Here is a 23,285-nt window from a genome sequence, read left to right on the forward strand (position 1 = left end):
AATGCCGTTTCCGGCAGGCTGATCGTGTGTTTGTAGTCCTTGCCGCTGTCGCTCACGCCGAAACTCCGGGTTGCCCGTCCGCGCGCAGGATCCGTCGGGCCTGCGCGCTGTCTTCATCCATCTGCCGGACCAGCGCCGGCAGGTCTGCGAACTTCATCTCGTCGCGCAGCTTCGCGACGAACTCGACCTCGATGCGGCGGCCGTAGAGGTCGCCGTCGAAGTCGAACAGATGGGCCTCGAGCAGCGGCTCGACGCCGTCGACCATCGGCCGGGTGCCGAGGCTGGCGACGCCGGCCCGCGGCGCCTCGCCGACGCCGTGCACCCACACCGCGAAGATGCCGCCGAGCGGCGGCCGCTTGCCGCCGAGGCGGAGGTTCGCCGTAGGGTAGCCGAGCCGGCGCCCGAGCTGGGCGCCGCGCACGACCTTGCCGGCGATCGCGTAGCGGCGGCCGAGGCCGCGCGCGGCGGTCTCGAGCTCGCCGGCCGCCAGCGCGGCGCGCAGCGCGCTCGCCGACACCCGGCCACCGTCGACGCAGACCGGCGCCAAAACCTGCGCGCTGAAGCCGAGCTCGGCGCCGAGTTCGCCGAGCAGGGCGACATCGCCGGCGCGGCGGTGGCCGAAGCGGAAGTCGTGGCCGACCCAGACCTCGCGCGCCGCCAGCCGGCGCACCAGCACCCGCTCGACGAACTCGCGCGCCGGCATCGCCGCCATCGCGCGATCGAAGCGCAGCAGGCCGACGACGTCGATGCCCAGGTCGCGCAGGCCCTCGAACTTGGCGCGCGGCAGGCTCAGCCGGGTCGGCGGATCGGCGGGGGCGAAGAACTCGCGGGGCAGCGGTTCGAAGCTCACGGCGGCGGCCGCCAGCCCGGTCGCGGACGCACGTTCGCGAACGCGGCCGACCAGCGCCCGATGACCCCGATGGAGGCCGTCGAAGGCGCCGATGCACACCACGCTGCCGTGCGGGCAAGGAGACTCGCCCTCGACGTCCCGGAACAGCCTGCTCATAGACGCGGAATTATGCCAGCCGCGACGCGCCCGCGCCGGCTCACTGCAGCCCACGCAGCTCGCGCGGACGCCAGCCCAGCGCCAGCAGCGCCAGGCCGTAGGCGCCGGCGCCGGCGGCGACCACCGCCAGCAGCAGGCCCCACTGCGCGGCCCCGGCCCAGGCCCGCCAGTCGCCGACCGCCTGCGAGGCCGCGAGCACCGCGGTCGCCAGTGCCACGCTGGCCACCGCCAGCCGCAGCAGGTGCCGGCCCCAGCCCGGCCCGAGCCGGAAGCCCCGGTCCCGGCGCAGGTAGCGCCACAGCAGCCAGGCATTGGTGAGGCCGGCCAGGGCCGTCGCCAGGGCGATGCCCGCATGCGCCCCGGGCACGTCGCCGAGCCACAGCGGCGTGGTGATCGCCACCGTCAGGCCGACGTTGACGAACACGGTGATCACCGCTGCCCGCATCGGCGTTTTCGTGTCCTGGCGGGCGTAGAAGGCCGACAGCAGCACCTTGCTGGCCATGAAGCCGGGAATGCCCAGGCTCATCGCCGTCATCGCGAGCGCGGTCATCCGGCTGTCGTCGGCGGCGAAGGCGCCGCGTTCGAAGATCGTGATCGCCATCGGCTCGGCCAGCAGGGCCATGCCGAGCGCCGCCGGCACCGCCAGCAGCAGCACCGTGCGCAAGCCCCAGTCCAGGGCCGCGGCGTAGCCGGCGTCGTCGGTGTCGGCATGGCGGCGCGACAGGTGAGGCAGGATCACCGTACCCAGCGCCACCCCGAACACGCCGAGCGGGAACTCGATCAGGCGGTCGGAGTAGTACAGCCAGCTCTGGCTGCCGACGACCAGCCAGGAAGCGAACATCGTGCCGACGATCAGGTTCAGCTGCGCCACCGAGGACGAGAACAGGGTCGGCAGCATCAGCCTGCCGACCCGGCGCACGCCCTCGTGCCGGAGCGAAAAGCGCAGCCGCGGCCGCAGTCCGAGCCGGCCCATCGCCGGCCACAGCAGCACGAGCTGAAGTACCCCGGCGGCCAGCACGCCCCAGGCCAGGGCGTAGACCGGGCGCTCGAGCAGCGGCGCCAGCCACAGCATCGCCGCGATCACCGCCAGGTTGTGCAGCACCGGCGTCACTGCCGGCAGGCCGAAGCGCTGGAAACTGTTCAGCACGGCGCCGGCCAGTGCCGTCATCGATACCAGCGCCAGGTAGGGGAAGACGATGCGCAGGAGGTCCGCGGTCAGCGCGAACTTCGCGGGCTCGTCGAGCACGCCGGGGGCGATCGCCGCGACCACCAGCGGCGCCGCCAGCAGACCCAGGCCGCTGACCAGCAGCACGGTCGCGCACAGGGCGCCGGCGACGTGGTCGAGGAAGTCCTTCAGCGCCGCCGCGTCGCCCTTCTGCCGCAGTTCCGACAGCACCGGCACGAAGGCCGACGCGAACGAACCCTCGGCGAAGATCCGCCGCAGGTAGTTCGGGATCCGGTAGGCGATCGCGAAGGCGTCGACCAGGGCGCCGGCCCCGAACAACTGGGCCTGCACGACGTCGCGGACGAAGCCGGCGACCCGGCTCAGCAGGGTCATCGCGCTGAAGACGGCGGTGGAGCGGAGCAGGCCGCCGCCGCGACGGCTCATCGGCTCACCCCGGCGGCGGGCCGAGGCATGGTTTGACTCGGCGGCGCCGCTCGCCCATAATTCCGGGTCTTTCGCGCACCACCCCTCTTTTTTCGCCGCGCCCGTCCGGGCCGGCCGTCAACTTCAGATTCCAGGATCCCGCCGTGGCCAACATCAAGTCCGCCAAGAAGCGCGCCAAGCAGACCGTCGTCCGCAACGCCCGCAACTCCGCCCAGCGCTCCATGCTGCGCACCGCCGTCAAGAAGGTCATCAAGGCCCTCGATGCGAAGGACGTGGCCGGCGCCGAAGCCGCCTACACGACCGCCGTGCCGATCCTGGACCGCTTCGCGGCCCGTGGCCTGATCCACCGGAACAAGGCTGCCCGCCACAAGAGCCGCATCAGCGCCCGCATCAAGGCCCTGAAGCAGGCCGCCTGAGCCGACGCGCTCCAGGCAGTTCGAGGAAAAGCCGGCGCAAGCCGGCTTTTCTGCTTTCGGGGCCCGGGAAATCCGCGGCTCAGCCATCGCGGCGCATCTCCGCGCGCGCGGCCGCTTCCGCCGCTTCCTCCAGCGCCGCGGCCTTCAGCTCGTCGAAGAACTGCTGCACCTTCAGCATGATCGGCCAGGTGTTCTCGCGGCCGATCGCCGAGACCAGGAACCAGGGTTCCTTCCAGTCGAGTTCGCGCACCAGCGCCTCGGCGCGGTCCTGGGCCTCTTCAGGCGGCAGCAGGTCGGCCTTGTTCATCACCAGCCAGCGCGGCTTTCCGAGCATGTCCGGGTCGTGCTTGCGCAGTTCGGCCTCGATCGCCCGCACCTGGCCGGCCGGGTCGACGCCGTCGTCGAACGGCGCCAGGTCCACGAGATGCAGCAGCAGGCGGGTGCGCTGCACATGGCGCAGGAACTGGGCGCCGAGGCCGGCGCCGTCGGCCGCACCCTCGATCAGGCCGGGGATGTCGGCGATCACGAAGCTGCGGTCCATCTCGACGCTGACCACGCCGAGGTTCGGATAAAGGGTGGTGAAGGGGTAATCGGCCACCTTCGGCGTCGCCGCCGAAACGGCGCGGATGAAGGTCGACTTGCCGGCATTCGGGAAGCCGAGCAGGCCGACATCGGCGAGCAGCTTCAGTTCCAGCCGGATCTCGCGCGCCTCGCCCGGGGTACCGGTGCCGGCCTTGCGCGGCGCCCGGTTCACCGAACTCTTGAAGTGCACGTTGCCCTTGCCGCCCTGCCCGCCCTGGGCGACCAGCAGGCGCTCGCCATGGGCGGTGAGGTCGCCGATGATCTCGTCGGTCTCGACGTTGATGACCTCGGTACCGACCGGCACCCGGATCACCACGTCCTCGCCGGCCTTGCCGAACATCTGCCGGCCCATGCCGTTCTGGCCGCGCTGGGCGCTGAAGTGGCGCTGGTGGCGGAAGTCGATCAGGGTGTTGAGGTTCTCGTCGGCGACGAGGTACACGCTGCCGCCGTCGCCACCGTCGCCACCGTCGGGGCCGCCGAGCGGGATGAACTTCTCGCGGCGGAAGCTGATGCAGCCGTTGCCGCCGTTGCCGGCGGTGACGAGGATCTGCGCTTCGTCGACAAATTTCACGATGGACTTCCCTGGCGCTGCGCGTTCATGCGTCGGCACCGATTGTGGGCCGCGGCCGCGGTGCCGGAAAGGGCGCGGACGTGGCGGATTGCGGGCAGGAAAACAAAAGCCCCGCCGAAGCGGGGCCCTGTCGGCGCATCCGGACGGAGATCACTCCGCCGGGACGACGCTCACGGTGCGGCGCTTCTTCGGGCCCTTGATCGAGAACTCGACCTTGCCGTCGACCAGCGCAAACAGGGTGTGGTCGCGGCCGAGGCCGACGCCCATGCCCGGGTGGAACTCGGTGCCACGCTGACGGACGATGATGTTGCCCGCCTCGATGGCCTGGCCGCCGTAGATCTTGACGCCCAGGTACTTCGGGTTGGAATCGCGGCCGTTGCGCGACGAGCCTACGCCCTTTTTCTGTGCCATGACGTTGTCTCCTCTGCCTTAGCCGGCGATGCCGGTGATTTCGATTTCGGTGTAGTACTGCCGGTGGCCCATCTGCTTGCGATGGTGCTTGCGGCGACGGAACTTCACGATCCGGATCTTCTCCAGGCGACCGTGGGACTTGATGGTGGCCGAGACGGTGGCGCCGGCCACGGTCGGCGCGCCGACGGTGACGGACTCGCCGTTGCCGACCAGCAGCACCTTGTCCAGGGTGATGGCCGAACCCACTTCGGCGTCGAGCTTCTCCACGCGCAGGGTTTCGCCCTGCATCACGCGGTACTGCTTGCCGCCGGTGACGATGACTGCGTACATGACCGGGATTCCTCTGTAGTTATTTTTGCGAAACCTGCCCGAGGTCGGCGGACAGAAGCGGGATTGTAGGTGGGACGGAGCCTTCGGGTCAACCTGGAACACCTTTCCGGACGGGGGATGAACGGATTCCGGGGCGTGGGTTGTGCATGGGCGCGGGGGCGCCACTTCGGGTGGGCGCTGCGGACCCGGGCGCATATCGCGGCTGAAGCCGCTCCTACACGAGGCGGTCGGCGGGGCGCTGTCTGGACCTGCGGGTCGGACGCGGGGCCCCTGATAGACTGCCTTGTTCCTCCTCCCCCAGGAGTCGCCCCCGGCGCATGGACACGATCCGCATCCGCGGTGCCCGCACCCACAACCTGAAGAACATCGACCTGGACCTGCCCCGGGACCGGCTGATCGTGATCACCGGCCTGTCGGGTTCGGGCAAGTCGTCGCTCGCGTTCGACACGATCTACGCCGAGGGCCAGCGCCGCTACGTCGAGTCGCTGTCGGCGTATGCGCGGCAGTTCCTCAGCGTGATGGAGAAGCCGGACGTCGACCACATCGAGGGCCTGAGCCCGGCGATCTCGATCGAGCAGAAGTCGACCTCGCACAACCCGCGCTCGACCGTCGGCACGATCACCGAGGTCTACGACTACCTGCGCCTCCTCTACGCCCGCGTGGGCAGCCCGCGCTGCCCGGACCACCAGTACCCGCTGGAGGCGCAGACGATCGGCCAGATGGTCGACCAGGTGCTGGCGCTGCCCGGGGACCGCCGCTACATGCTGCTGGCGCCGGTGGTGCGCGACCGCAAGGGCGAGCACGTGCAGGTGTTCGACCAGCTGCGCGCCCAGGGTTTCGTGCGCGTGCGCGTCAACGGCCAGCTGCACGAACTCGACGCGGTGCCGGTGCTGGCGCTGCGGCAGAAGCACACGATCGAGGTCGTGGTCGACCGCTTCAAGCCGCGCGCCGACCTCAAGCAGCGCCTGGCCGAGAGTTTCGAAACCGCGCTGAAGCTCGGCGACGGCCTGGTCCAGGTGCAGGACCTCGACGATGCCTCGGCGGCGCCGCTGCTGTTCTCCTCGAAGTTCAGCTGCCCGGTCTGCGACTACGCGCTGCCGGAGCTGGAGCCGCGGCTGTTCTCGTTCAACGCGCCGATGGGCGCCTGCCCGAGCTGCGACGGCCTCGGCGTCACCCAGTTCTTCGACCCGTCGCGGGTCGTCGTGCATCCCGAGCTGAGCCTCGCGGCCGGCGCCGTGCGCGGCTGGGACCGCCGCAACGCCTACTACTTCCAGCTGATCGCCTCGCTGGCCAGGCACTACGGCTTCAGCGCCGACATGCCGTGGCAGGACCTGCCGGAGAAGGTGCGCCAGGCGGTGCTCTACGGCAGCGGCAAGGAAGTGATCACCTTCACCTACCTCACCGAGGCCGGCGGCCGCACCCAGCGCAAGCACGTGTTCGAGGGCATCGTGCCGAACCTCGAGCGCCGCTATCGCGAGACCGAATCGCAGGCGGTGAAGGAGGAACTGGCGAAGTTCATTTCCGACCGCCCCTGCCCCGAATGCGCCGGCGCCCGCCTCAACCGCTCCGCCCGCAACGTCTTCGTCGCCGAGCGCGGCCTCGCCGAGATCACCAAGCTGCCGGTGGACGAGGCCCTGGCCTTCTTCGAGACGCTCGAGCTGAGCGGCTGGCGCGGCGAGATCGCCGCGAAGATCGTCAAGGAGATCCGCGACCGCCTGCGCTTCCTGGTCGACGTCGGCCTCGACTACCTGACCCTGGAGCGCAAGGCCGATTCGCTGTCCGGCGGCGAGGCGCAGCGCATCCGCCTGGCCTCGCAGATCGGTGCCGGCCTCGTCGGCGTGATGTACGTGCTCGACGAGCCCTCGATCGGCCTGCACCAGCGCGACAACGAGCGCCTGCTCGGCACCCTCACCCGCCTGCGCGACCTCGGCAACACCGTGATCGTCGTCGAGCACGACGAGGATGCGATCCGCCTCGCCGACCACGTGGTCGACATCGGCCCCGGCGCCGGCGTGCACGGTGGCGAAGTGGTCGCCCAGGGCACGTTCGAGGACATGCTGGCCTCGCCGCGCTCGGTGACCGGCGCCTTCCTGTCGGGACGCCGGCGCATCGAGGTGCCGGCGAAACGGCACAAGCCGAACCCGAAGATGACGCTGCAGCTGCGCGGCGCCCACGGCAACAACCTGAAGGACGTCGACCTCGAGATCCCGGCCGGGCTGTTCACCTGCGTCACCGGCGTGTCCGGCTCGGGCAAGTCGACGCTGATCAACGACACCCTCTACCACCTCGCCGCGAACGAACTGAACGGTGCCGCGCATACGCCGGCGCCGTTCCGCGAACTGCACGGGATGGAACTGTTCGACAAGGTCGTCGACATCGACCAGTCGCCGATCGGGCGCACGCCGCGTTCGAACCCGGCGACCTACACCGGCCTGTTCACGCCGCTGCGCGAGCTGTTCGCGCAGGTGCCGGAAGCGCGCGCGCGCGGCTATTCGCCGGGGCGCTTCAGCTTCAACGTGCGTGGCGGCCGCTGCGAGGCCTGCCAGGGCGACGGCCTGATCAAGGTCGAGATGCACTTCCTGCCCGACGTCTACGTGCCCTGCGACGTCTGCCACGGCAAGCGCTACAACCGCGAGACGCTGGAGATCCTCTACAAGGGCTACAGCATCCACGACGTGCTCGAGATGACCGTCGAGGACGCACTGAAGCTGTTCGAGCCGGTGCCGCCGCTGGCGCGCAAGCTCGAGACCCTGGTCGACGTCGGCCTGAGCTACATCAAGCTCGGCCAGAGCGCGACCACGCTGTCGGGCGGCGAGGCGCAGCGGGTGAAGCTGTCGAAGGAGCTGAGCCGGCGCGATACCGGCCGCACGCTCTACATCCTCGACGAGCCGACCACCGGCCTGCATTTCCACGACATCGAGCACCTGCTGACGGTGCTGCACCGCCTGCGCGACGACGGCAACACGGTGGTGGTGATCGAACACAACCTCGACGTGATCAAGACCGCGGACTGGGTGGTCGACCTCGGCCCGGAAGGCGGCCATCGCGGCGGCACGATCCTCGCGACCGGCACGCCGGAGGAGATCGCCGCGAATCCCGAGTCGCATACCGGCCGCTTCCTCGCGAAGGTGCTGGCGGATCCGAAGGCACGCGCGGTTGCGCCGGCGAAGGCTGCCCGCCGCAGCAAGAAGGCCGGCAACGACGACGTCCCCAGGGAAGGAAGGAAGAGCGCATGAACCCGGTGTTCCGCATGGACGCAGACGTCCGCTGGCGCGACATGGACGCCTTCGGCCACGTCAACAACGCGGCCTTCCTCGGCTATGTCGAGGAAGCGCGCGTGCAGTGGTTCAAATCGCTGAGCAGCGACTGGGCCGCGGAAACCTCGGCGCCGATCATGGCGGCGGTGACGATGAACTACCGCCGGCCGATCGTGTGGCCGGAGACCCTCACGGTCGAACTGCTGGCCGAACGGGTCGGCAACAAGAGCCTGACCCTCGCCCATCGCATCGTCTCGGCGGGCGATCCGTCGGTGGTCTACGGCGACGGCAATACGGTGCTGGTGTGGGTGGACCGGGCGGGGCAGTCCGTGGTGTTGCCGGAGGGCGTGCGGGCCGCTTGTTCCCTCTGAAAAGGCAAGTAGTGAATAGCAATCAGGAAGTAGAAGTGGCGACGCCCCCTCTACCTGCTGCTTCCTAATCACTATTTCCTGCAGAGGGCGCATCACGCCGGACGGGGAACGCCGCGAACACCCGGCGTCCGTCTTCCAGCACCAGGCGCACACGCGCCACCTCGCCCTCGGCCAGCGGCCGTTCCGGGCGCATCAGCATCAGGTGCAGGCCGCCGGGTTCGAAGCGCAGTTCGCCGCCGGCCGGCACGCGCAGTTCGCCGGCATCGCGCATGCGGCTGACGCCGTCGACGAGTTCGGTGCGATGGATCATCGGCATGGCGAAATCCAGGCTCTCGATTCCGGTCACCGTGACCGCCGTCGCGCAGCGGTTGCGCAGCACGCCGTAGCCGGCCAGCGACGCCGCGCCCGGTGGTGCCGCGCGGATCCAGGTTTCCTCCAGCACCGGCGCGCAGGCGGCGTCGTAGGCGCGGCCCGCCGTCGGCGCGAGCGCCGCGAGCAGCGCCAACCCAACCGCGGCTGAAGCGCGCCGGACGCGCTCCAACCCCATGCAAACCGGCGTCACGTTCATGTGCCTATCTTAGCCCGCGCCCCCTGAAGGAGCTGAACGATGCGCCCCGCCCTGCTCGCGATCGCCACCGCCGCCGTCTTCGCTGCCGGCGCTGCCACCGCCGCCGATACGCCGCGCCTGACCGTCTACAGCGGCGACTTCGACGCCGTCGCGCGTTCGATGCCGATGCCGGGCGGCGCCGGCTTCGCGCTCTATGACGCCACCCTCGAATTCCAACTGCGTGCCGGCGAGGACATGGTGTCGCTCGGCGGCCTGCCGGCGGCGCTCGACGCCGGCAGCGTGCGCCTGCGGCCGCGCGGCGATGCGCGCGTGCGCGGCCAGCGTTACGACTTCGCGGTGGCCGGCCAGTCCGAACTGCTGGAGCGGGCGATCGGCAGCACGATCACCGTCGAACAGGATGTCGGTGGCCAGCGCCGCACCGTCAGCGGCGTCCTGCTCGCCGCCGGCGACGGCCTCACGCTGCGCCTGCCCGATGGCCGCATCAAGGTGCTGTCGCAGTACACCGCCTTCGATCTGGATGCGTTGCCGGCCGGCGTCGTCGCCGAACCGACCCTGACCTGGTCGATCGCGTCGGCGCGCGGCGGCCGCCAGGCCTTCGATTTCGCTTATGCCACGTCGGGCCTGGGCTGGCGTGCCGAATACGTCGCCGAGCTGAGCGGCCAGGGCCGAGGCTGCCGCATGGATTTCGAAGGCGCGGCGATGGTCGCCAACCGCTCCGGCACGGCCTTCGAGGGCGTGCAGCTGACGCTGGTCGCCGGCGAACCGAACCGGCAGCAGAAGGGCTACGCCGGCACCCCGCGGATGGCGCGCGCGGAAATGATGGTCGCCGACGCCGCGGTCGCCCCGGAGGCCTCCGGCGAATATCACGCCTACCGGCTGCCCGGCACCGGCGACCTGCCGCAGGACAGCGTGCAGCGGCTGCCGCTGATCGCCCCGGCGTCCGGCGTCGCCTGCGAGCGCCGCTACGAGACGCGGGCCCCGCAGGGCGGCTGGGTGCCGCCGCAGCCGATGCTCGATCCGGACTTCACCAATGTCGCGGGCAAGCAGCCCGTGACGGCGATGCTCGGATTCGCCAACCGCGAGGCCGACGGCCTCGGCCTGCCCTTGCCCGCCGGGCGCGTGCGCGTGTTCACCGGCGGCGACCTGCTCGGCGAGGCGTCGCTGGCGCATACCGCGCTCGGGCAGAAGGTCGAACTCGCGCTCGGCACCGTGTTCGACCTGGATGCGGAGCGCAGCCGCCTCGACTTCCAGGTCGACCGCGCCGGCCGCACGATGACCGAACGCGTGCGCGTGACCCTGCGCAACGCCAAGGCGGAGGCGGCGACGGTGCACGTCGTCGAGACCCTGCCGCGCTGGAGCGACTGGGAGATCGTCGCGAGCACCGTCGCCGCGAAGAAGCTCGATGCCACCAGCGCCGGGTTCGACGTCGCGGTTCCGGCCGGCGGCGAGACCCACCTCGAATACACGGTGCGCTATCGTTGGGCTCCCGACGTCCGCATCGACTGAGAGCGCCCCATGATCGAGCTGCACCGCCATGCCGACATCCAGGAAATCCGCCTCGCCCGGCCGCCGGTGAACGCGCTGACGCCGGAACTGCTGAAGGCGCTGGCGGCGGCGGTGCGGGCGGCGCCGCAGGACGGGGCCCGCGGCATCATCCTGACCGGCGGCGGCACGATCTTCTCGGGTGGCATGGACGTGCCGCACCTGATGTCGCTCGATCGCGAGGCGCTGCAGGCCGGCTGGATGTCGCTGTTCGATGCGGCCCGCGCCCTGGTCGGCTCGTCGATCCCGGTGGTCGCGGCGATCAACGGCCACAGCCCGGCCGGTGGCTGCGTGCTGGCACTCTGCTGCGACTATCGGGTGATGGCGCGCGGCCCGTTCCGCATCGGCCTGAACGAGGTGCAGGTCGGGCTGGTGGCGCCGGACTGCATCCAGCACCTGATGCGTCGCGTCGTCGGTGGCTACCGCGCCGAACGCCTGCTGGTCGCCGGCGCGATGGTCGACTCCGAACAGGCGGCGGCGATCGGCCTGGTCGACGAGATCACCGACGCCGAACACGTCGGCGTGCGCGCCCGCCACTGGCTCGAGGAACTGCTGAAGCTGCCGCCGGCGGCGATGCTGGCCACGCGCCGCATCGCCCGCGCCGATGCCATCGACGCGCTCGCCGCGTTCGGTGACGCCGAGCTCGCCGGCTTCGTCGACGAGTGGTACCGGCCGCAGACCCAGGCCGCGCTGCAGGCGCTGGTCGCCCGCCTGAAGAAATGAGCCGACGGCTCGTGTTCCGCCCCGCGCCACGGCGTCCCGCGGCGGTGCCGGCGGCGACCCTGTGCATGCTCGCGGTACTGCTGCTGGCGGCCTGCAGGCAGCCGGTGCCGGGGGACTATGCCGACTACATCGGCCACTGGCGCGGCGACGGCGTGCGCCTCGTCATCACCGCCGACGGCCGCGGCGATTTCGAACGCGTGCGCGGGCAGCAGCGGCAGACGGTGGTCGGGCCGGTCCGCGGCTTCGACGCCACCGGCTTCGAGATCGGCCATCCCGGGCTCGCGACCCGCTTCGCGGTGACCCGGCCGCCCGAACTCCGCGACGGCCGCTGGCGGATGGTGATCGACGACTTCGAGCTGTCGCGGGTCGAGATCCTGCCTACCCCGGGCCGCTGACCGGGCCTGGAGCGGTCGCGACCGGACGCGCCGGGTCCGCGATCCAGCCGCTCCACGATGCCGCATGCACACGCGCCCCCGGCAACCCCGCGTGTTCCATCGCCAGCAGATTGTGGCAGGCGGTGACCCCGGAACCGCAGCCGAGCACGACCTCGTCCGGCCGCCGCCCGGCCAGCAGCGCCTGGAACTCCGCGCGCAACTCCTCCGGCGCACGGAAGCGACCGTCGACGAGATTGGCGGTGAACGGCCGGTTGCGGGCGCCGGGAATGTGGCCGGCGACGGGGTCGATCGGTTCGACCTCGCCGCGGAAGCGCTCCGGCCCGCGGGCGTCGAGCAGCCAGCCGGGGGCCTCCTGCAGGCGCGCCTGCACTTCCGCGTGATCGGCGATCGCGGCGCGGTCGAAGTGGCCGGGATAGGCCCCTGCGGCCGCCTCCGTGCGCGCCGGCGGCGGCGTCCGCTCGAGCGGCAGTCGCAGCGCCGACCAGCGCGCGAAGCCGCCGTCGAGTACGGCGACCGCGCGATGTCCGAGCAGCTTCAGCAGCCACCAGAAACGCGCCGCTGCCATCGCGCCGTCACCGGCGTCGTAGGCGACGACCTGGCGGTCCGGATCGATGCCGAGCCCGGCGACGAAACGGCGGAATCCGGCCTCCTCAGGCAGCGGATGCCGCCCTTCCGCGGCCGCGCGCGAATGATCGGAGAGGTCGCGGTCGAGGTGGGCGTAGCGCGCGCCCGGCAGCCGCGCCGCACGCCAGGCGGCCTCGCCGGCGGCCGGGTCGGCGAGCTGGAAGCAGCAGTCGACGAGCACCGGGCCGTCGGGACCGAGGACGGCGGCGAGCGCTTCCGCATCGACCAGGGTCGTCCACGGGGTCGGATTCGCGGTGTCCATCGTCGGCTCCTCGCGGCCGCGACGGCCGCCGTCAGTGCGATTGTTCCAGCCGCGTCCGCAGGTTCACCAGCATCGCCGCGGTGGCGCCCCAGATGCGCTGGCCGGAATGGTGGAACTCGAGCAGGTGGCGCGGGCGGCCGGCCCATTCGATCTCGCGTTCGCGCACGTTCGCCGGATCGAGCAGGAAGGCCAGCGGCACCTCGAAGGTCGCCGCGACTTCGGACGGATCCGGGCGCGGCACGAAGTCCGCGGCGAGCGTCGCGACGACCGGGAACACATGGAAGCCGGAAATCGTCACGAGCGGGTCGAGATAGCCCAGCGGCTGCGCCTGGGGGAGCGCGAGGCCGATCTCCTCGTTCGCCTCGCGCAGCGCGGCGGCGACGGGGTCGGTGTCGGTGGCTTCGATGCGGCCGCCGGGAAAACTCACCTGGCCGGCATGGTGACGCAGCACGTCGGTGCGGCGGGTCAGCAGGACGTGAGCGCCGTCGGCGCGGGACACCAGGCCGACCAGCACGGCGGCCGGTTGCAGCGGGGCGTCGGCGGGAAGCAGTTCGGCGACTTCGGCGTGGTTCCAGCCCGGGCCGGCCGGCGGCCGCGAGAGCGGATGCAGGGCGCGGTCGAGCCGCACGATCAGGGAGGCGTCGGCGCCGTCGGGCGCTGCGCGGGAAAACGTCATGGCAGAAACCGGATCGCCGCGCCGGAAACCGGCGCGGCGATCGGGAGGCTTGCTTACTGGATCGAAACGACCTTGATGTCGAAGACCAGCGCGGTGCCCGGGCCACCCGGCGCACGCGGGTCGTTGCCGTAGGCCTGATCCGGCGGCAGGAAGATTTCCCAGCGCGCGTTCAGCGGCATCATCTGCAGCACTTCCTTCAGGCCGGCGAGCGGCAGCTCGTCGATCTTCATCGTGATCGGGGTCGGATTCGCCTGGTTGTAGGTGCTGGCGTACTCCTGACCCGTGTGCAGCGAGGCGCGGAACAGCACCTGCACCGCGCTGGTCGGGCCCGGACGCGCACCGGCGCCCGGCTCGATCACGCGGTACTGCACGCCGCTCGGCAGCTGGGTCACGCCCGGCTTGCCGCGGTTGGCGGCCATGAAGGTGTCGGACTTCTGCTTGTTCTCGGCGGCGACGCGCTGCAGTTCGGCCTGGGCGCGCTCCATCATGCGGCGGGTGAGGCCGGCGAGCTGCGCTTCCATGTCCTGCTGCGAGTACGGCGCGGCCTTCTTCGCGAAACCTTCCTGCAGGCCACGCACGACGGCATTGATGTCGACGTCGACGTTGTTGTTCGCCAGATCCGAACCGAGATCGTGACCGATCGCGTAGCTCAGCACCGGCTTGTTGACCGGCGGCGGCGGCGGCTGGTTGTTCGCGGGGGCAGTCTGGGCCAGGGCGACGCCGGCGGTCAGACCAAAGGCCGCCACGGCGGCAGCCAACAGACGCAACTTCATAGGTATCTCCGGTTGGGGGATGCAGGTGCCCTGCTGGGAGGGCCCCCGAAGGCCGCGCTAGGATAGCGGCGGGCGGGCTGAACCGCTACTGACATTTCCCGCCGATAACAAGTTCCTAACGTCGGCGATCATCCCATCATCACGGAGCTCCAATGGCGTTCACCAACCTGCTGGTCGAGGACCGCGGCAGTGTCCGCGTCGTCACCGTCAACCGACCGGAAAAACTCAATGCGCTGAACCGCGCGACCGTCGCCGAACTCGACGCCGCGTTCGCCGCGGCGGGCAGCGACGCCGGCGTGCGCGTGGTCGTGCTCACCGGTGCCGGCCCGAAAGCCTTCGTCGCCGGCGCCGACATCGCCGAGATGCACACGCAGACGGTGATCGAGGCGCGCGATTTCGGCCGCGCCGGCCAGGCGCTGATGCGCCGCATCGAAACGCTGGGGAAGCCGGTGATCGCGATGGTCAACGGCTTCGCGCTCGGCGGCGGTCTCGAACTGGCGATGGCCTGCCACCTGCGGATCGCCGCGGACACGGCGAAGGTCGGCCAGCCGGAAGTGAAGCTCGGCCTGATTCCCGGCTTCGGTGGCACCCAGCGCCTGCTGCGCCTGTGCGGTCGCGGCCCGGCGCTCGAGCTGTGCCTGCTCGGCGCGCCGGTCGATGCGGCGCGTGCGCTCGCGCTCGGCGTGCTGACGAAGGTCGTGCCGGCAGCGGAACTCGCGGCGGAGACGATGAAGCTCGCCGAACAGCTCGCGGCCTCGGCGCCGCTGGCACTGCGCGGCGTGCTCGATGCGGTCGTGCTCGGCGGCGAAGCGCCGCTGGAGACCGGCCTGGACTACGAGGCGCAGGCGTTCGCGCTCGTGTTCGCCAGCGAGGACATGAAGGAAGGCACCGAGGCCTTCCTCGCCCGCCGCGAGGCCGTGTTCAAGGGTCGATGAGCGCCCTGCCCGCCGCGCCAGCCGGCGCCGACGCGCCCTGCATCCGCTGTGGCGACTGCAGCGCCGCCTGTGCGGCCGGGTTGCAGCCGGCGCTGATGCTGTTGCACCTGCGCGCCGGTCGCGACGACCTCGCCGCCGCCGGCGGGCTGGCCGCCTGCAGCGGCTGCGGCCGCTGCGACGCCGCGTGCCCGACCGCGATCCCGCTGCATGCGCTGTTCGCCGACGCGATCGCCGCGCAGGCGGCGCGTGCCGAGGCGCGCGCGCGCGCCGATGCCGCCCGCGAGCGTTTCCTCGCACGCAAGCGCCGCCTGCAGCGCTGGGCCGAGGAGAAGGAAGCCGCCGACCGCCGGCGCGCGACCGCCGTGTCCAGCGCCGATGCGGTGGCGGCGGCACTGGCGCGGGCGCGCGCGAAGCGCTCCGGGGGCGGCGCGTGAGAGCGCTGCCGGAACGCGCGGCGTGGACGCTGTTCGCGCTGCTGCCGGGAACCGTGTTGCTGGGGCTGGCCGAGCCGGGGCGCGGAAGCGTGCTCGTGCTCGCGGTGCTGCTCGCCGTCGCGATCGAAGCGGTGGCACTGCGGCTGGCCGGACGTCCCGCGCGCGAACTGCGTGACGGCGGTGCCGTGCTCACCGGCCTGCTGATCGCCCTGCTGATTCCGCTCGCGACGCCCATGTGGCTGATCGCGACGGCGGTGCTGGTCGCGGTGCTGGGCAGCCGGGTTGCCTTCGGCGGCGCCGGTGGGATCGTGCTGCATCCGGCGATGCTCGGGCTCGCGGTCGCGGCCCTCGCGCCACTCACGGCGCCGCCACCGGCAGTCGCCGCGGTCGTCGCCGGGTTCCCGATCGATGCGCGGCACGTGGCCGCCGCCTTCGCCGCCGGTGGCCTGCTGCTGCTCGCGCTGCGCATCCTGCGCTGGCAGGCGCCGCTGGCCCTGCTCGCGACGCTGGCGCTCTTCGCCACGCTGGCCGGCGGCGAGCTGCATGCCGCGTTCTCGCCACTCGCGGCCGCCGGCACCTGGCTGGTCGCGATCTTCGTCGCCGGCGACGGCGCCAGCGGCTGCGTCGGCAGTCGGGGCCGGCTCGCCTTCGGTACCGGCGTCGGCGCACTCGCGCTGCCGCTGCTGCAGCCGGGCGACGTCGTCGGGGGACTGGTGCCGGCAGTGCTGCTGATGAATCTGCTGGCACCGGCGCTCGACCGCTGGCTGGCGCCGGCGCCGCCGCAGGTGGACGCATGAAGCCGGCCCATCGGCGCGAGATGTTCGCGCGACTGGCGGAACTGAATCCGCACCCGACCACCGAACTCGAGTACTCGACACCGTTCGAGCTGCTGATCGCGGTGATGCTGTCGGCCCAGGCCACCGACGTCGGCGTCAACAAGGCGACGCGCAGGCTGTTCCCGGTCGCGAACACGCCGGCGGCGATCCTCGCGCTCGGCGAAGACGAACTGAAGCGCCATATCTCGACGATCGGCCTGTTCAACACCAAGGCGAAGAACGTCATCGCCACCTGCCGCATCCTGCTCGAGCGGTACGGCGGCGAGGTGCCGCGCGACCGCGATGCGCTGGAAGCGCTGCCCGGCGTCGGCCGCAAGACCGCCAACGTCGTGCTCAACACCGCGTTCGGCGAGGAGACGATCGCGGTGGACACCCACATCTTCCGCGTCGCCAACCGCACCGGGCTGGCGCCGGGCGCGAACGTTCGCGTCGTCGAGGACGCCCTGCTGAAGCGCGTGCCGCGTGAATTCCGCCGCGACGCCCACCACTGGCTGATCCTGCACGGCCGCTACGTCTGCGTGGCGCGCAAGCCGAAATGCCCGGAATGCGTGATCCGCGACCTGTGTGCGTACCGGCCGAAAACCCCTCCCTAGCCGCCTTGTCACACAATCGAAACGCGCGAACCGGAGCATGCGTGCATCCCGTCCACTCCGCACCCGCAGGAATGCCATGACTTCCGCCCGCAAGCTCCTCGCCACGGCCGTACTCGCCGCCCTTTCCGCCCCCGCCTTCGCCGAAGTCACGATCGACGTGGCCGGTGGCTCCGAGATCTCTCTCGAGGGCCTGGTGCAGTTCGACTACAACGACTTCGACAACGACGGCATCAACCTCAACGGCGACGCCCTCGACGGCAGCAGCAGCGACAACGAGCTGCGCCGCGCCGAGATCGTGCTGAAGGGCAAGGGGCCCGGCATGTGGAACTGGGTCGTGGGCTACGACGCCAAGGCCGACAAGTACCTGGACGTCAACCTCGGCTATCGCTTCAGCGGCAGCACGTCGATGGTGTTCGGCCAGTTCAAGCAACCCAACAGCCTCGAAGAGCTGTCGAGCACGAAGAACAACGACTTCATCTCCAAGGCCGCGGCCACGAACACGTTCGCCGTCGCGCGCCGGCTCGGCGTGGGCATCACGTTCAGCGGCGACGACTGGACGCTGACCGGCAGCGCGTTCGGGCGCGAACTCACCCGCAACCAGGGCGAGGGCGACGGCTTCGGCGCGCGCTTCACCTGGGCGCCGCTCAACGAGAGCGGCCGCCTGCTGCACCTGGGCCTGTCCGCCGCGCACCTGGACGCCGCCGACGGCAACCTGCGCCTGCGGGCCCGGCCGCAGGCCGACCTCGCCGGCGTGCGCCTGGTCGACACCGGCACCCTCGCCGCCGACGCCCAGACCACCCTGGGCCTGGAAGGCGTGTGGGTGCAGGACAGCTTCAAGCTGCAGGGTGAATACCTGCAGTCGACCGTCGACCGCGGCGGGCTGCCGGACTTCTCGGGCAACGCGTGGTACGTCTCCGGCCTGTGGAACGTGACCGGCGAAAGCTGGGGTTACCGCAACGGCGTGATCACCACGGGCCTGCCCGGCGAACCCGCACGCGGCATGGTCCAGCTCGGCCTGCGCTACGACGCCATCGACCTCGACGACGGCCCGGTCAACGGCGGCCAGTTCGACGCCTGGACCGCCGGCATCAACTGGTACTGGCGCTCCAACACCAAGTTCGCGCTGAACTACGTGGCGGTGGATTCGGAGCGCAACGGCGTGTCCGACAGCCCGAACATCCTGGAAGCGCGCGTCCAGTTCTTCTGGTGAGGAACGGAAGGCGAGAAACGAGAAACGAGGAACGAGAAACGAGTGGGGCGGCCGACGCCCCGCTCGGCACACGGAAGCCCGCGTCGCCGCAAGGCGCGCGGGCTTTCTTTCTTTCCGACACAAGGGATTCGCGCCTGAAGGCGCTCCTACAGCCCTTCTCTCGTTTCTCGTTCCTAGTTTCTCGTTTCTCGCTGGCTGTAACGACGCTGTAACACGCCTCCCCGATCCTTGCGCCATCCCCAGCAAGGAGCTGATCCCCGTGTCCCGATTCCCCACGCTTCGTCTCGTCACCCTCGCCCTCGCGGCGACGTTCGCGGCCGGCACCCAGGCCGCCGAAGTCACCGGCGCCGGCGCCTCCTTCGTCTATCCGGCGATGTCGCGCTGGTCGGCCGACTACAACGAGGCCACCGGCCATCGCGTGAACTACCAGTCGATCGGCTCCGGCGGCGGCATCGCGCAGATCAAGGCGGCGACCGTCGACTTCGGCTCGTCCGACGCGCCGCTGTCGCCGGCGGATCTCGAGGCGGCCGGCCTGGCGCAGTTCCCGTCGGTGGTCGGCGGCATCGTTCCGGTCGTGAACCTCGAAGGCGTGGCGCCCGGCGGCATCCGCTTCACCGGCGAACTGCTCGCCGACATCTTCCTCGGCAAGATCCGCACCTGGAACGACCCGGCGATCGCCGCGGTGAACCCGGGCGTGACCCTGCCGGCGACGCGCATCACGGTCGTGCACCGCTCCGACGGTTCCGGCACCACCTTCAACTTCGTCAACTATCTCTCCAAGGTCAGCGACGAGTGGAAGACCAAGGTCGGCGAAGGTACCTCGGTGCGCTGGCCGACCGGCGTCGGCGGCAAGGGCAACGAGGGTGTCGCGGCCTACGTGAAGCAGATCAAGGGCTCGATCGGTTACGTCGAGCTGAGCTACGCGCTGGTCAACGACCTCAGCTACGGCGCGCTGCGCAATGCCGCCGGCGAGTTCGTGCAGCCGAGCAACGCGTCGATCGCCGCCGCCGCCGCGAGTGCCGACTGGGCGGGCGTCGAGGACTTCTCCCTGGTGCTGACGAATGCGCCGGGCGCGGACGCCTGGCCGATCGCCGCGACCAACTTCATCCTGATGCACCGCCAGCCGAAGGACGCGGCCCGCAGCGCCGGCGCCCTGGCCTTCTTCGAGTGGGTGTACGCCAACGGCGACGAAGCGGCGACCACCCTCGGCTACGTGCCGCTGCCGGACACCCTGGTGACCCGCATCACCACGTACTGGGATGGCCGCATCGCGGACTGACGGATGAATGCGATCCCCGCCCAGGCCGGCTCCGCGCTGGCCGAACGCAATCGCCTCGACAGCCGCAACGACCGCCTCTTCCGGGGGGCGGTCGCCGCGGCGGGGCTGTTCGTGCTGGTCACGCTGCTCGCCGCCGCGCTGTCGATGGCCTGGGGCGGTCGGGAGGCGTTCCAGGAGTTCGGCTTCGGCTTCCTCGTGTCGACCGAATGGAACCCGGTGACCCGGGAGTTCGGCGCCCTGGTGCCGATCTACGGCACGCTCGTCACTGCGCTCATCGCGATGCTGATCGCGGTGCCGGTGAGCTTCGGCATCGCGGTGTTCCTCACCGAAGTGGCGCCGCCGTGGCTGCGCACGCCGGTGGGCGCGGCGATCGAGCTGCTCGCCGGCATCCCGTCGATCATCTACGGCATGTGGGGCCTGTTCGTGCTGGTCCCGTGGCTCGGCGAGAACGTGTTCCCGTGGCTGGACGAGAACGTCGGCACGCTGCCGGTGATCGGGCGCCTGTTCCAGGGCCCGCCGCTCGGCATCGGCATGGGCACCGCCGGGCTGGTGCTGGCGATCATGGTGATCCCCTTCATCGCCTCGGTGATGCGCGAGGTCTTCCTGACCGTGCCGGCGCGGCTGAAGGAATCGGCATACGCGCTCGGCTCCACCACCACGGAAGTGGTCTGGAACATCGTGCTGCCGTACACGCGTTCGGCGGTGCTGGGCGGCGTCTTCCTCGGCCTGGGCCGCGCGCTCGGCGAGACGATGGCGGTCACCTTCGTGCTCGGCAACGCGCACTACCTCACCGCCTCGCTGCTGGAACCGGGCAACTCGATCGCCGCGACCATCGCCAACGAGTTCGCCGAGGCCGACTCGCCGATGTACCTCAGCTCGCTGATCGCGCTCGGCTTCCTGCTGTTCGTCGTCACCTTCATCGTGCTCTCGATCGCCCGCCTGATGCTGCGCGGCCTGAACAAGCAGGAGGGCGCATGAACGCGACCGCCGACCGGCTCTACGCGCGCCGCCGGCTGCGCAACGGCGTGGTGCTCGCCCTGAGCGGCGCGGCGACCCTGTTCGGGCTGTTCTGGCTGGTGTGGATCCTGTGGACCACGCTCAGCCGCGGCATGGCTGCGTTCGGGCCGCACCTGTTCACCGCGATGACGCCGCCGCCGGGCCAGGAAGAAGGCGGCCTGCTCAACGCGCTCGCCGGCTCGCTGATCATGTGCCTGCTCGCGGTCGCGATGGCGACGCCGGTCGGCATCGCCGCCGGCACCTGGCTGGCCGAGTACGCGAACCGGCGCGCGCTCGGCGAGACGGTGCGCTTCGTCAACGACATCCTGCTGTCGGCGCCGTCGATCGTGCTGGGCCTGTTCGTCTACACGCTGGTGGTGGCGCCGATGGGCGGCTTCTCCGGCCTGTCGGGCGCGATCGCGCTGGGTTTCATCGTGCTGCCGGTGGTCGTCCGCACCACCGACGAGATGCTGCGGCTGGTGCCGGCGCAGATGCGCGAGGCGGCGCTGTCGCTGGGCATCCCGCGCTGGAAGGTCGACGTGCAGATCCTGTGGCGCGCGGCGATGCCCGGCATCGTCACCGGCGTGCTGCTGGCGCTGGCGCGCATCAGCGGCGAAACCGCGCCGCTGCTCTTCACCGCCCTCAACAACCAGTACTGGAGCACCGACCTGGGCAAGCCGATGGCGAGCGTCCCGGTGGTGATCTTCCAGTTCGCGATGAGTCCCTTCGAATACTGGAACCAGCTCGCCTGGGCCGGCGCCTTCGTGGTCACGATGTTCGTGCTCGCGATCGGCCTGCTCGCCCGCTGGCTGCTGCTGCGCAACCGGATGAGCCATGACTGAGCCGATGAATGCGACCACGATGCCCCCCCTGACCGCCGTCGCCGGCGCCGCGACGATCCACCGCGCCGCCGGTGCCGCGACGGACACGGTTCCGGCCGAAGCGCGCATCGCCGCGCGCGGGCTGGGCTTCCACTACGGCGACAGCCAGGCGCTGCGCGGCGTCGACCTCGACGTGCTCGACCGCAAGGTCACCGCGCTGATCGGCCCGTCGGGCTGCGGCAAGTCGACGCTGCTGCGGATCTTCAACCGCATCTACTCGATCTATCCGGGCCAGCGCGCGAGCGGGCAGGTGCTGCTCGATGGCGAAGACGTGCTCGACCCCAGGTACCCGCTCAACCGGCTGCGCAGCAAGGTCGGCATGGTGTTCCAGAAGCCGGTGCCGTTCCCGATGTCGATCCGCGACAACATCGCCTACGGCATCGGCCACTACGAGAAGCTCTCGAAGGCCGACATGGCGGTGCGCGTCGAACACGCGCTGCGCCAGGCGGCGCTGTGGGACGAGGTCAAGGACAAGCTCGACAAGTCGGCGCTCGGGCTGTCCGGCGGCCAGCAGCAGCGGCTGTGCATCGCCCGGGCGGTGGCGCTGAAGCCGCAGGTGATCCTGTTCGACGAGCCGACCTCGGCGCTCGACCCGATCGCCACCGGCCGCATCGAGCAGCTGTTCGCCGAGCTCAAGCAGCAGTTCACGATCCTGATCGTCACCCACAACATGCAGCAGGCGGCGCGCTGCTCGGACTACACCGCGTTCATGTACCTCGGCGAGCTGGTCGAGTACGGGCCGACGCCGACGATCTTCACCCGGCCGGCGAAGCAGCAGACCGAGGACTACATCACCGGCCGCTTCGGCTGAGCCCCGCCGCACTCCCTCCCCGCTCCCGTAGGAGCGCCTTCAGGCGCGATTCCATGCAAGCCCACATCGTCCAGAGTTACGACACCGAACTCTCCCGCCTCGACGCCGAGATCCGCCGGATGGGCGAACTGGCCGTCGCCCAGCTCGACGCCGCCATGGACGCACTGCAGCGACAGGATCGCGCCGCCGCCGAGCGCGTGGTCGCCGGCGACGACGCCGTCGATGCGCTCGAGCACGCGATCGGCCACGACGTGCTGCAGCTCCTGGCGCTGCGCCAGCCGCTCGCGCGCGACCTGCGCGAGGTTTACGCGACGCTGCGCATCTCCGCCGACATCGAACGCATCGGCGACCTCGCGGCCAATGTCGCCAAGCGCGGCATCGTGCTCGCCGACGGCCCGCCGGTACCGCTCGCGCACGGCGTCACCGCCCTCGCGAACCTCGCCGGCGAGCTCGCCCGCGACGCGCTCGATTCCTGGAACGCCCGCGACGGCGAACGCGCGATCGCCGTCCGCGGCCGCGACGTCGCCCTCGACGCCGCCTACACCGCGCTGTTCCGCGAGCTGCTGACCTACATGGCCGAGGATCCGCGCCGGATCACCGCCTGTACTCACCTGCTGTTCGTGGCCAAGAACCTCGAACGGATCGGCGACCATGCCACCAACATCGCCGAGGCGACCTGGTTCGTCGTGAACGGCGAATTCCCCGGCGAGCGGATGAAGGGCGACGCGATCCTCGCCGGCTAATCGACCGATTCCAGGGCGATGGCACGCATCATCAGCTCCTCCTGCGAGAATCGGCGCTCGAGATCGCGGCGGTAGGCGCCCCACCAGGCGCGGTCGAGCTCCGCGCAGACGACTTCGACCAGCACGACGTCGTCGTGCTGGACCAGGCCGACGCCATCTTCCCAGGCACCGAGGGCCGGCGAGCGCAGGAAGGCGGTGCTGCCGCCGAACTTTTCCGTGAGCTCCGCGCGCACCGCCTCGAACTGCACCTTGGTGCAGGGGCGGCCGGCGTTGTCGCGCAGCGGCAGGAACAGCTGCACCAGGTACTGGTCGGCGACGGGGATGGTCTGCGGCATCTGTGCTCTCCGGGGTCGGCGGGAGCTTGCGCGGCGACGCGTGGAGGCACCGTCGACCGACGGACATGGCGTCGTGAAGCCGCGCCGCACGATCATCGATCGTCGACACGCCGGTC

At 70.8% G+C, this 23,285-nt stretch carries 26 protein-coding genes; 16 read left to right on the forward strand and 10 right to left on the reverse strand.

The window, feature by feature from the left end; genetic code table 11:
• Positions 1-52: 52 nt before the first annotated feature.
• Positions 53-1,006: a bifunctional riboflavin kinase/FAD synthetase gene (locus K311_RS0113735; protein ID WP_026817768.1), complete on the reverse strand. Its 954-nt coding sequence runs from the start codon at positions 1,004-1,006 to the stop codon at positions 53-55.
• A gap of 40 nt (positions 1,007-1,046) precedes the next feature.
• Complete coding sequence (gene murJ / locus K311_RS0113740; RefSeq protein WP_026817769.1) at positions 1,047-2,615, reverse strand: murein biosynthesis integral membrane protein MurJ; 1,569 nt, start codon at positions 2,613-2,615, stop codon at positions 1,047-1,049.
• Positions 2,616-2,758: 143 nt separating this feature from the next.
• Between murJ and rpsT the strand changes: the two genes are divergently transcribed.
• Positions 2,759-3,031: a 30S ribosomal protein S20 gene (gene rpsT, locus K311_RS0113745; RefSeq protein ID WP_026817770.1), complete on the forward strand. Its 273-nt coding sequence runs from the start codon at positions 2,759-2,761 to the stop codon at positions 3,029-3,031.
• A 79-nt stretch (positions 3,032-3,110) separates the two neighbouring features.
• Here the strand turns inward: rpsT and cgtA are convergent, their stop codons facing one another.
• From cgtA to rplU, 3 genes are all read right to left on the reverse strand, one after another.
• On the reverse strand, positions 3,111-4,184 hold the full coding sequence (gene cgtA / locus K311_RS0113750) for an Obg family GTPase CgtA (RefSeq protein ID WP_026817771.1): 1,074 nt from the start codon (positions 4,182-4,184) through the stop codon (positions 3,111-3,113).
• Between the two features lie 150 nt (positions 4,185-4,334).
• The gene (gene rpmA / locus K311_RS0113755) at positions 4,335-4,595 is read right to left on the reverse strand and encodes a 50S ribosomal protein L27 (RefSeq protein WP_026817772.1); all 261 of its coding nucleotides are present in this window, start codon (positions 4,593-4,595) and stop codon (positions 4,335-4,337) included.
• A gap of 18 nt (positions 4,596-4,613) precedes the next feature.
• Positions 4,614-4,925: a 50S ribosomal protein L21 gene (gene rplU, locus K311_RS0113760; RefSeq protein WP_026817773.1), complete on the reverse strand. Its 312-nt coding sequence runs from the start codon at positions 4,923-4,925 to the stop codon at positions 4,614-4,616.
• Positions 4,926-5,242: 317 nt separating this feature from the next.
• Between rplU and uvrA the strand changes: the two genes are divergently transcribed.
• A complete protein-coding gene (uvrA, locus tag K311_RS17115) occupies positions 5,243-8,161 on the forward strand; it encodes an excinuclease ABC subunit UvrA (RefSeq protein ID WP_051240178.1) in 2,919 nt (972 codons plus the stop codon).
• The gene (locus K311_RS0113770) at positions 8,158-8,553 is read left to right on the forward strand and encodes an acyl-CoA thioesterase (protein ID WP_026817774.1); all 396 of its coding nucleotides are present in this window, start codon (positions 8,158-8,160) and stop codon (positions 8,551-8,553) included. Before uvrA ends, K311_RS0113770 begins: the two co-directional genes overlap by 4 nt.
• Before the next feature lie 64 nt (positions 8,554-8,617).
• On the opposite strand, the gene K311_RS0113775 is transcribed toward K311_RS0113770, so the two are convergent.
• Positions 8,618-9,058, reverse strand: coding sequence for a copper chaperone PCu(A)C (locus K311_RS0113775; protein WP_051240179.1), 441 nt, complete (start codon positions 9,056-9,058; stop codon positions 8,618-8,620).
• Positions 9,059-9,160: 102 nt separating this feature from the next.
• Here K311_RS0113775 and K311_RS0113780 point away from each other — a divergent pair, with 102 nt between their 5' ends.
• The 3 genes from K311_RS0113780 to K311_RS0113790 are packed head-to-tail and all read left to right on the forward strand — an operon-like array spanning position 9,161 to position 11,781.
• A complete protein-coding gene (locus K311_RS0113780; protein WP_026817776.1) occupies positions 9,161-10,627 on the forward strand; it encodes a DUF4139 domain-containing protein in 1,467 nt (488 codons plus the stop codon).
• 9 nt (positions 10,628-10,636) lie between these two features.
• The gene (locus K311_RS0113785; protein ID WP_026817777.1) at positions 10,637-11,386 is read left to right on the forward strand and encodes an enoyl-CoA hydratase/isomerase family protein; all 750 of its coding nucleotides are present in this window, start codon (positions 10,637-10,639) and stop codon (positions 11,384-11,386) included.
• Positions 11,383-11,781: a hypothetical protein gene (locus K311_RS0113790; RefSeq protein WP_154659589.1), complete on the forward strand. Its 399-nt coding sequence runs from the start codon at positions 11,383-11,385 to the stop codon at positions 11,779-11,781. The genes K311_RS0113785 and K311_RS0113790 overlap by 4 nt, the downstream gene beginning before the upstream one ends.
• On the opposite strand, the gene K311_RS0113795 is transcribed toward K311_RS0113790, so the two are convergent.
• The 3 genes from K311_RS0113795 to K311_RS0113805 are packed head-to-tail and all read right to left on the reverse strand — an operon-like array spanning position 11,765 to position 14,116.
• Positions 11,765-12,667 carry a sulfurtransferase gene (locus tag K311_RS0113795; protein ID WP_026817779.1) on the reverse strand — a complete coding sequence of 301 codons (903 nt, stop codon included), beginning with the start codon at positions 12,665-12,667 and terminating at the stop codon, positions 11,765-11,767. The genes K311_RS0113790 and K311_RS0113795 overlap by 17 nt on opposite strands.
• A gap of 31 nt (positions 12,668-12,698) precedes the next feature.
• On the reverse strand, positions 12,699-13,343 hold the full coding sequence (locus tag K311_RS17120; RefSeq protein WP_051240181.1) for an NUDIX hydrolase: 645 nt from the start codon (positions 13,341-13,343) through the stop codon (positions 12,699-12,701).
• Positions 13,344-13,396: 53 nt separating this feature from the next.
• Positions 13,397-14,116: an FKBP-type peptidyl-prolyl cis-trans isomerase N-terminal domain-containing protein gene (locus K311_RS0113805; RefSeq protein ID WP_026817780.1), complete on the reverse strand. Its 720-nt coding sequence runs from the start codon at positions 14,114-14,116 to the stop codon at positions 13,397-13,399.
• A gap of 152 nt (positions 14,117-14,268) precedes the next feature.
• Here K311_RS0113805 and K311_RS0113810 point away from each other — a divergent pair, with 152 nt between their 5' ends.
• The 10 genes from K311_RS0113810 to phoU all read left to right on the forward strand — a co-directional run bounded on the left by K311_RS0113810 (position 14,269) and on the right by phoU (position 22,834).
• Complete coding sequence (locus K311_RS0113810; protein WP_026817781.1) at positions 14,269-15,051, forward strand: enoyl-CoA hydratase-related protein; 783 nt, start codon at positions 14,269-14,271, stop codon at positions 15,049-15,051.
• Entirely contained in the window at positions 15,048-15,485 is a 438-nt protein-coding gene (locus tag K311_RS18565; RefSeq protein WP_026817782.1) for a 4Fe-4S dicluster domain-containing protein, read from the forward strand. Before K311_RS0113810 ends, K311_RS18565 begins: the two co-directional genes overlap by 4 nt.
• Entirely contained in the window at positions 15,482-16,282 is an 801-nt protein-coding gene (locus tag K311_RS17130) for an RnfABCDGE type electron transport complex subunit D (RefSeq protein ID WP_026817783.1), read from the forward strand. The genes K311_RS18565 and K311_RS17130 overlap by 4 nt, the downstream gene beginning before the upstream one ends.
• Complete coding sequence (gene nth / locus K311_RS17135) at positions 16,279-16,914, forward strand: endonuclease III (protein ID WP_051240182.1); 636 nt, start codon at positions 16,279-16,281, stop codon at positions 16,912-16,914. The genes K311_RS17130 and nth overlap by 4 nt, the downstream gene beginning before the upstream one ends.
• 76 nt (positions 16,915-16,990) lie before the next feature.
• Positions 16,991-18,124, forward strand: a complete 1,134-nt coding sequence (locus tag K311_RS0113830; RefSeq protein WP_026817784.1) for an OprO/OprP family phosphate-selective porin — start codon at positions 16,991-16,993, stop codon at positions 18,122-18,124.
• Between the two features lie 259 nt (positions 18,125-18,383).
• Entirely contained in the window at positions 18,384-19,403 is a 1,020-nt protein-coding gene (gene pstS, locus K311_RS0113835) for a phosphate ABC transporter substrate-binding protein PstS (RefSeq protein ID WP_043797326.1), read from the forward strand.
• 3 nt (positions 19,404-19,406) lie between these two features.
• The gene (gene pstC / locus K311_RS0113840; protein ID WP_026817786.1) at positions 19,407-20,381 is read left to right on the forward strand and encodes a phosphate ABC transporter permease subunit PstC; all 975 of its coding nucleotides are present in this window, start codon (positions 19,407-19,409) and stop codon (positions 20,379-20,381) included.
• Entirely contained in the window at positions 20,378-21,241 is an 864-nt protein-coding gene (gene pstA / locus K311_RS0113845; protein WP_026817787.1) for a phosphate ABC transporter permease PstA, read from the forward strand. The genes pstC and pstA overlap by 4 nt, the downstream gene beginning before the upstream one ends.
• A 28-nt stretch (positions 21,242-21,269) precedes the next feature.
• A complete protein-coding gene (gene pstB, locus K311_RS0113850) occupies positions 21,270-22,091 on the forward strand; it encodes a phosphate ABC transporter ATP-binding protein PstB (protein ID WP_425476588.1) in 822 nt (273 codons plus the stop codon).
• Between the two features lie 53 nt (positions 22,092-22,144).
• Entirely contained in the window at positions 22,145-22,834 is a 690-nt protein-coding gene (gene phoU / locus K311_RS0113855; protein ID WP_026817789.1) for a phosphate signaling complex protein PhoU, read from the forward strand.
• Here the strand turns inward: phoU and K311_RS0113860 are convergent.
• Positions 22,831-23,169, reverse strand: coding sequence for a hypothetical protein (locus K311_RS0113860; RefSeq protein WP_043797324.1), 339 nt, complete (start codon positions 23,167-23,169; stop codon positions 22,831-22,833). The two genes, phoU and K311_RS0113860, sit on opposite strands and share 4 nt — an antisense overlap.
• Between the last annotated feature and the right edge of the window lie 116 nt (positions 23,170-23,285).

The organism is Arenimonas composti TR7-09 = DSM 18010, assembly GCF_000426365.1.
Lineage (GTDB): Bacteria > Pseudomonadota > Gammaproteobacteria > Xanthomonadales > Xanthomonadaceae > Arenimonas > Arenimonas composti.

Coding starts and splice junctions, on each gene's coding strand:
- K311_RS0113735 (WP_026817768.1), bottom strand. CDS start 1,006: ATGAGCAGGCTGTTCCGGGACGTCGAGGGCGAGTCTCCTTGCCCGCAC.
- murJ (WP_026817769.1), bottom strand. CDS start 2,615: ATGAGCCGTCGCGGCGGCGGCCTGCTCCGCTCCACCGCCGTCTTCAGC.
- rpmA (WP_026817772.1), bottom strand. CDS start 4,595: ATGGCACAGAAAAAGGGCGTAGGCTCGTCGCGCAACGGCCGCGATTCC.
- rplU (WP_026817773.1), bottom strand. CDS start 4,925: ATGTACGCAGTCATCGTCACCGGCGGCAAGCAGTACCGCGTGATGCAG.
- uvrA (WP_051240178.1), top strand. CDS start 5,243: ATGGACACGATCCGCATCCGCGGTGCCCGCACCCACAACCTGAAGAAC.
- K311_RS0113770 (WP_026817774.1), top strand. CDS start 8,158: ATGAACCCGGTGTTCCGCATGGACGCAGACGTCCGCTGGCGCGACATG.
- K311_RS0113780 (WP_026817776.1), top strand. CDS start 9,161: ATGCGCCCCGCCCTGCTCGCGATCGCCACCGCCGCCGTCTTCGCTGCC.
- K311_RS0113785 (WP_026817777.1), top strand. CDS start 10,637: ATGATCGAGCTGCACCGCCATGCCGACATCCAGGAAATCCGCCTCGCC.
- K311_RS0113790 (WP_154659589.1), top strand. CDS start 11,383: ATGAGCCGACGGCTCGTGTTCCGCCCCGCGCCACGGCGTCCCGCGGCG.
- K311_RS0113795 (WP_026817779.1), bottom strand. CDS start 12,667: ATGGACACCGCGAATCCGACCCCGTGGACGACCCTGGTCGATGCGGAA.
- K311_RS17120 (WP_051240181.1), bottom strand. CDS start 13,343: ATGACGTTTTCCCGCGCAGCGCCCGACGGCGCCGACGCCTCCCTGATC.
- K311_RS0113805 (WP_026817780.1), bottom strand. CDS start 14,116: ATGAAGTTGCGTCTGTTGGCTGCCGCCGTGGCGGCCTTTGGTCTGACC.
- K311_RS0113810 (WP_026817781.1), top strand. CDS start 14,269: ATGGCGTTCACCAACCTGCTGGTCGAGGACCGCGGCAGTGTCCGCGTC.
- K311_RS18565 (WP_026817782.1), top strand. CDS start 15,048: ATGAGCGCCCTGCCCGCCGCGCCAGCCGGCGCCGACGCGCCCTGCATC.
- nth (WP_051240182.1), top strand. CDS start 16,279: ATGAAGCCGGCCCATCGGCGCGAGATGTTCGCGCGACTGGCGGAACTG.
- K311_RS0113830 (WP_026817784.1), top strand. CDS start 16,991: ATGACTTCCGCCCGCAAGCTCCTCGCCACGGCCGTACTCGCCGCCCTT.
- pstC (WP_026817786.1), top strand. CDS start 19,407: ATGAATGCGATCCCCGCCCAGGCCGGCTCCGCGCTGGCCGAACGCAAT.
- pstA (WP_026817787.1), top strand. CDS start 20,378: ATGAACGCGACCGCCGACCGGCTCTACGCGCGCCGCCGGCTGCGCAAC.
- phoU (WP_026817789.1), top strand. CDS start 22,145: ATGCAAGCCCACATCGTCCAGAGTTACGACACCGAACTCTCCCGCCTC.
- K311_RS0113860 (WP_043797324.1), bottom strand. CDS start 23,169: ATGCCGCAGACCATCCCCGTCGCCGACCAGTACCTGGTGCAGCTGTTC.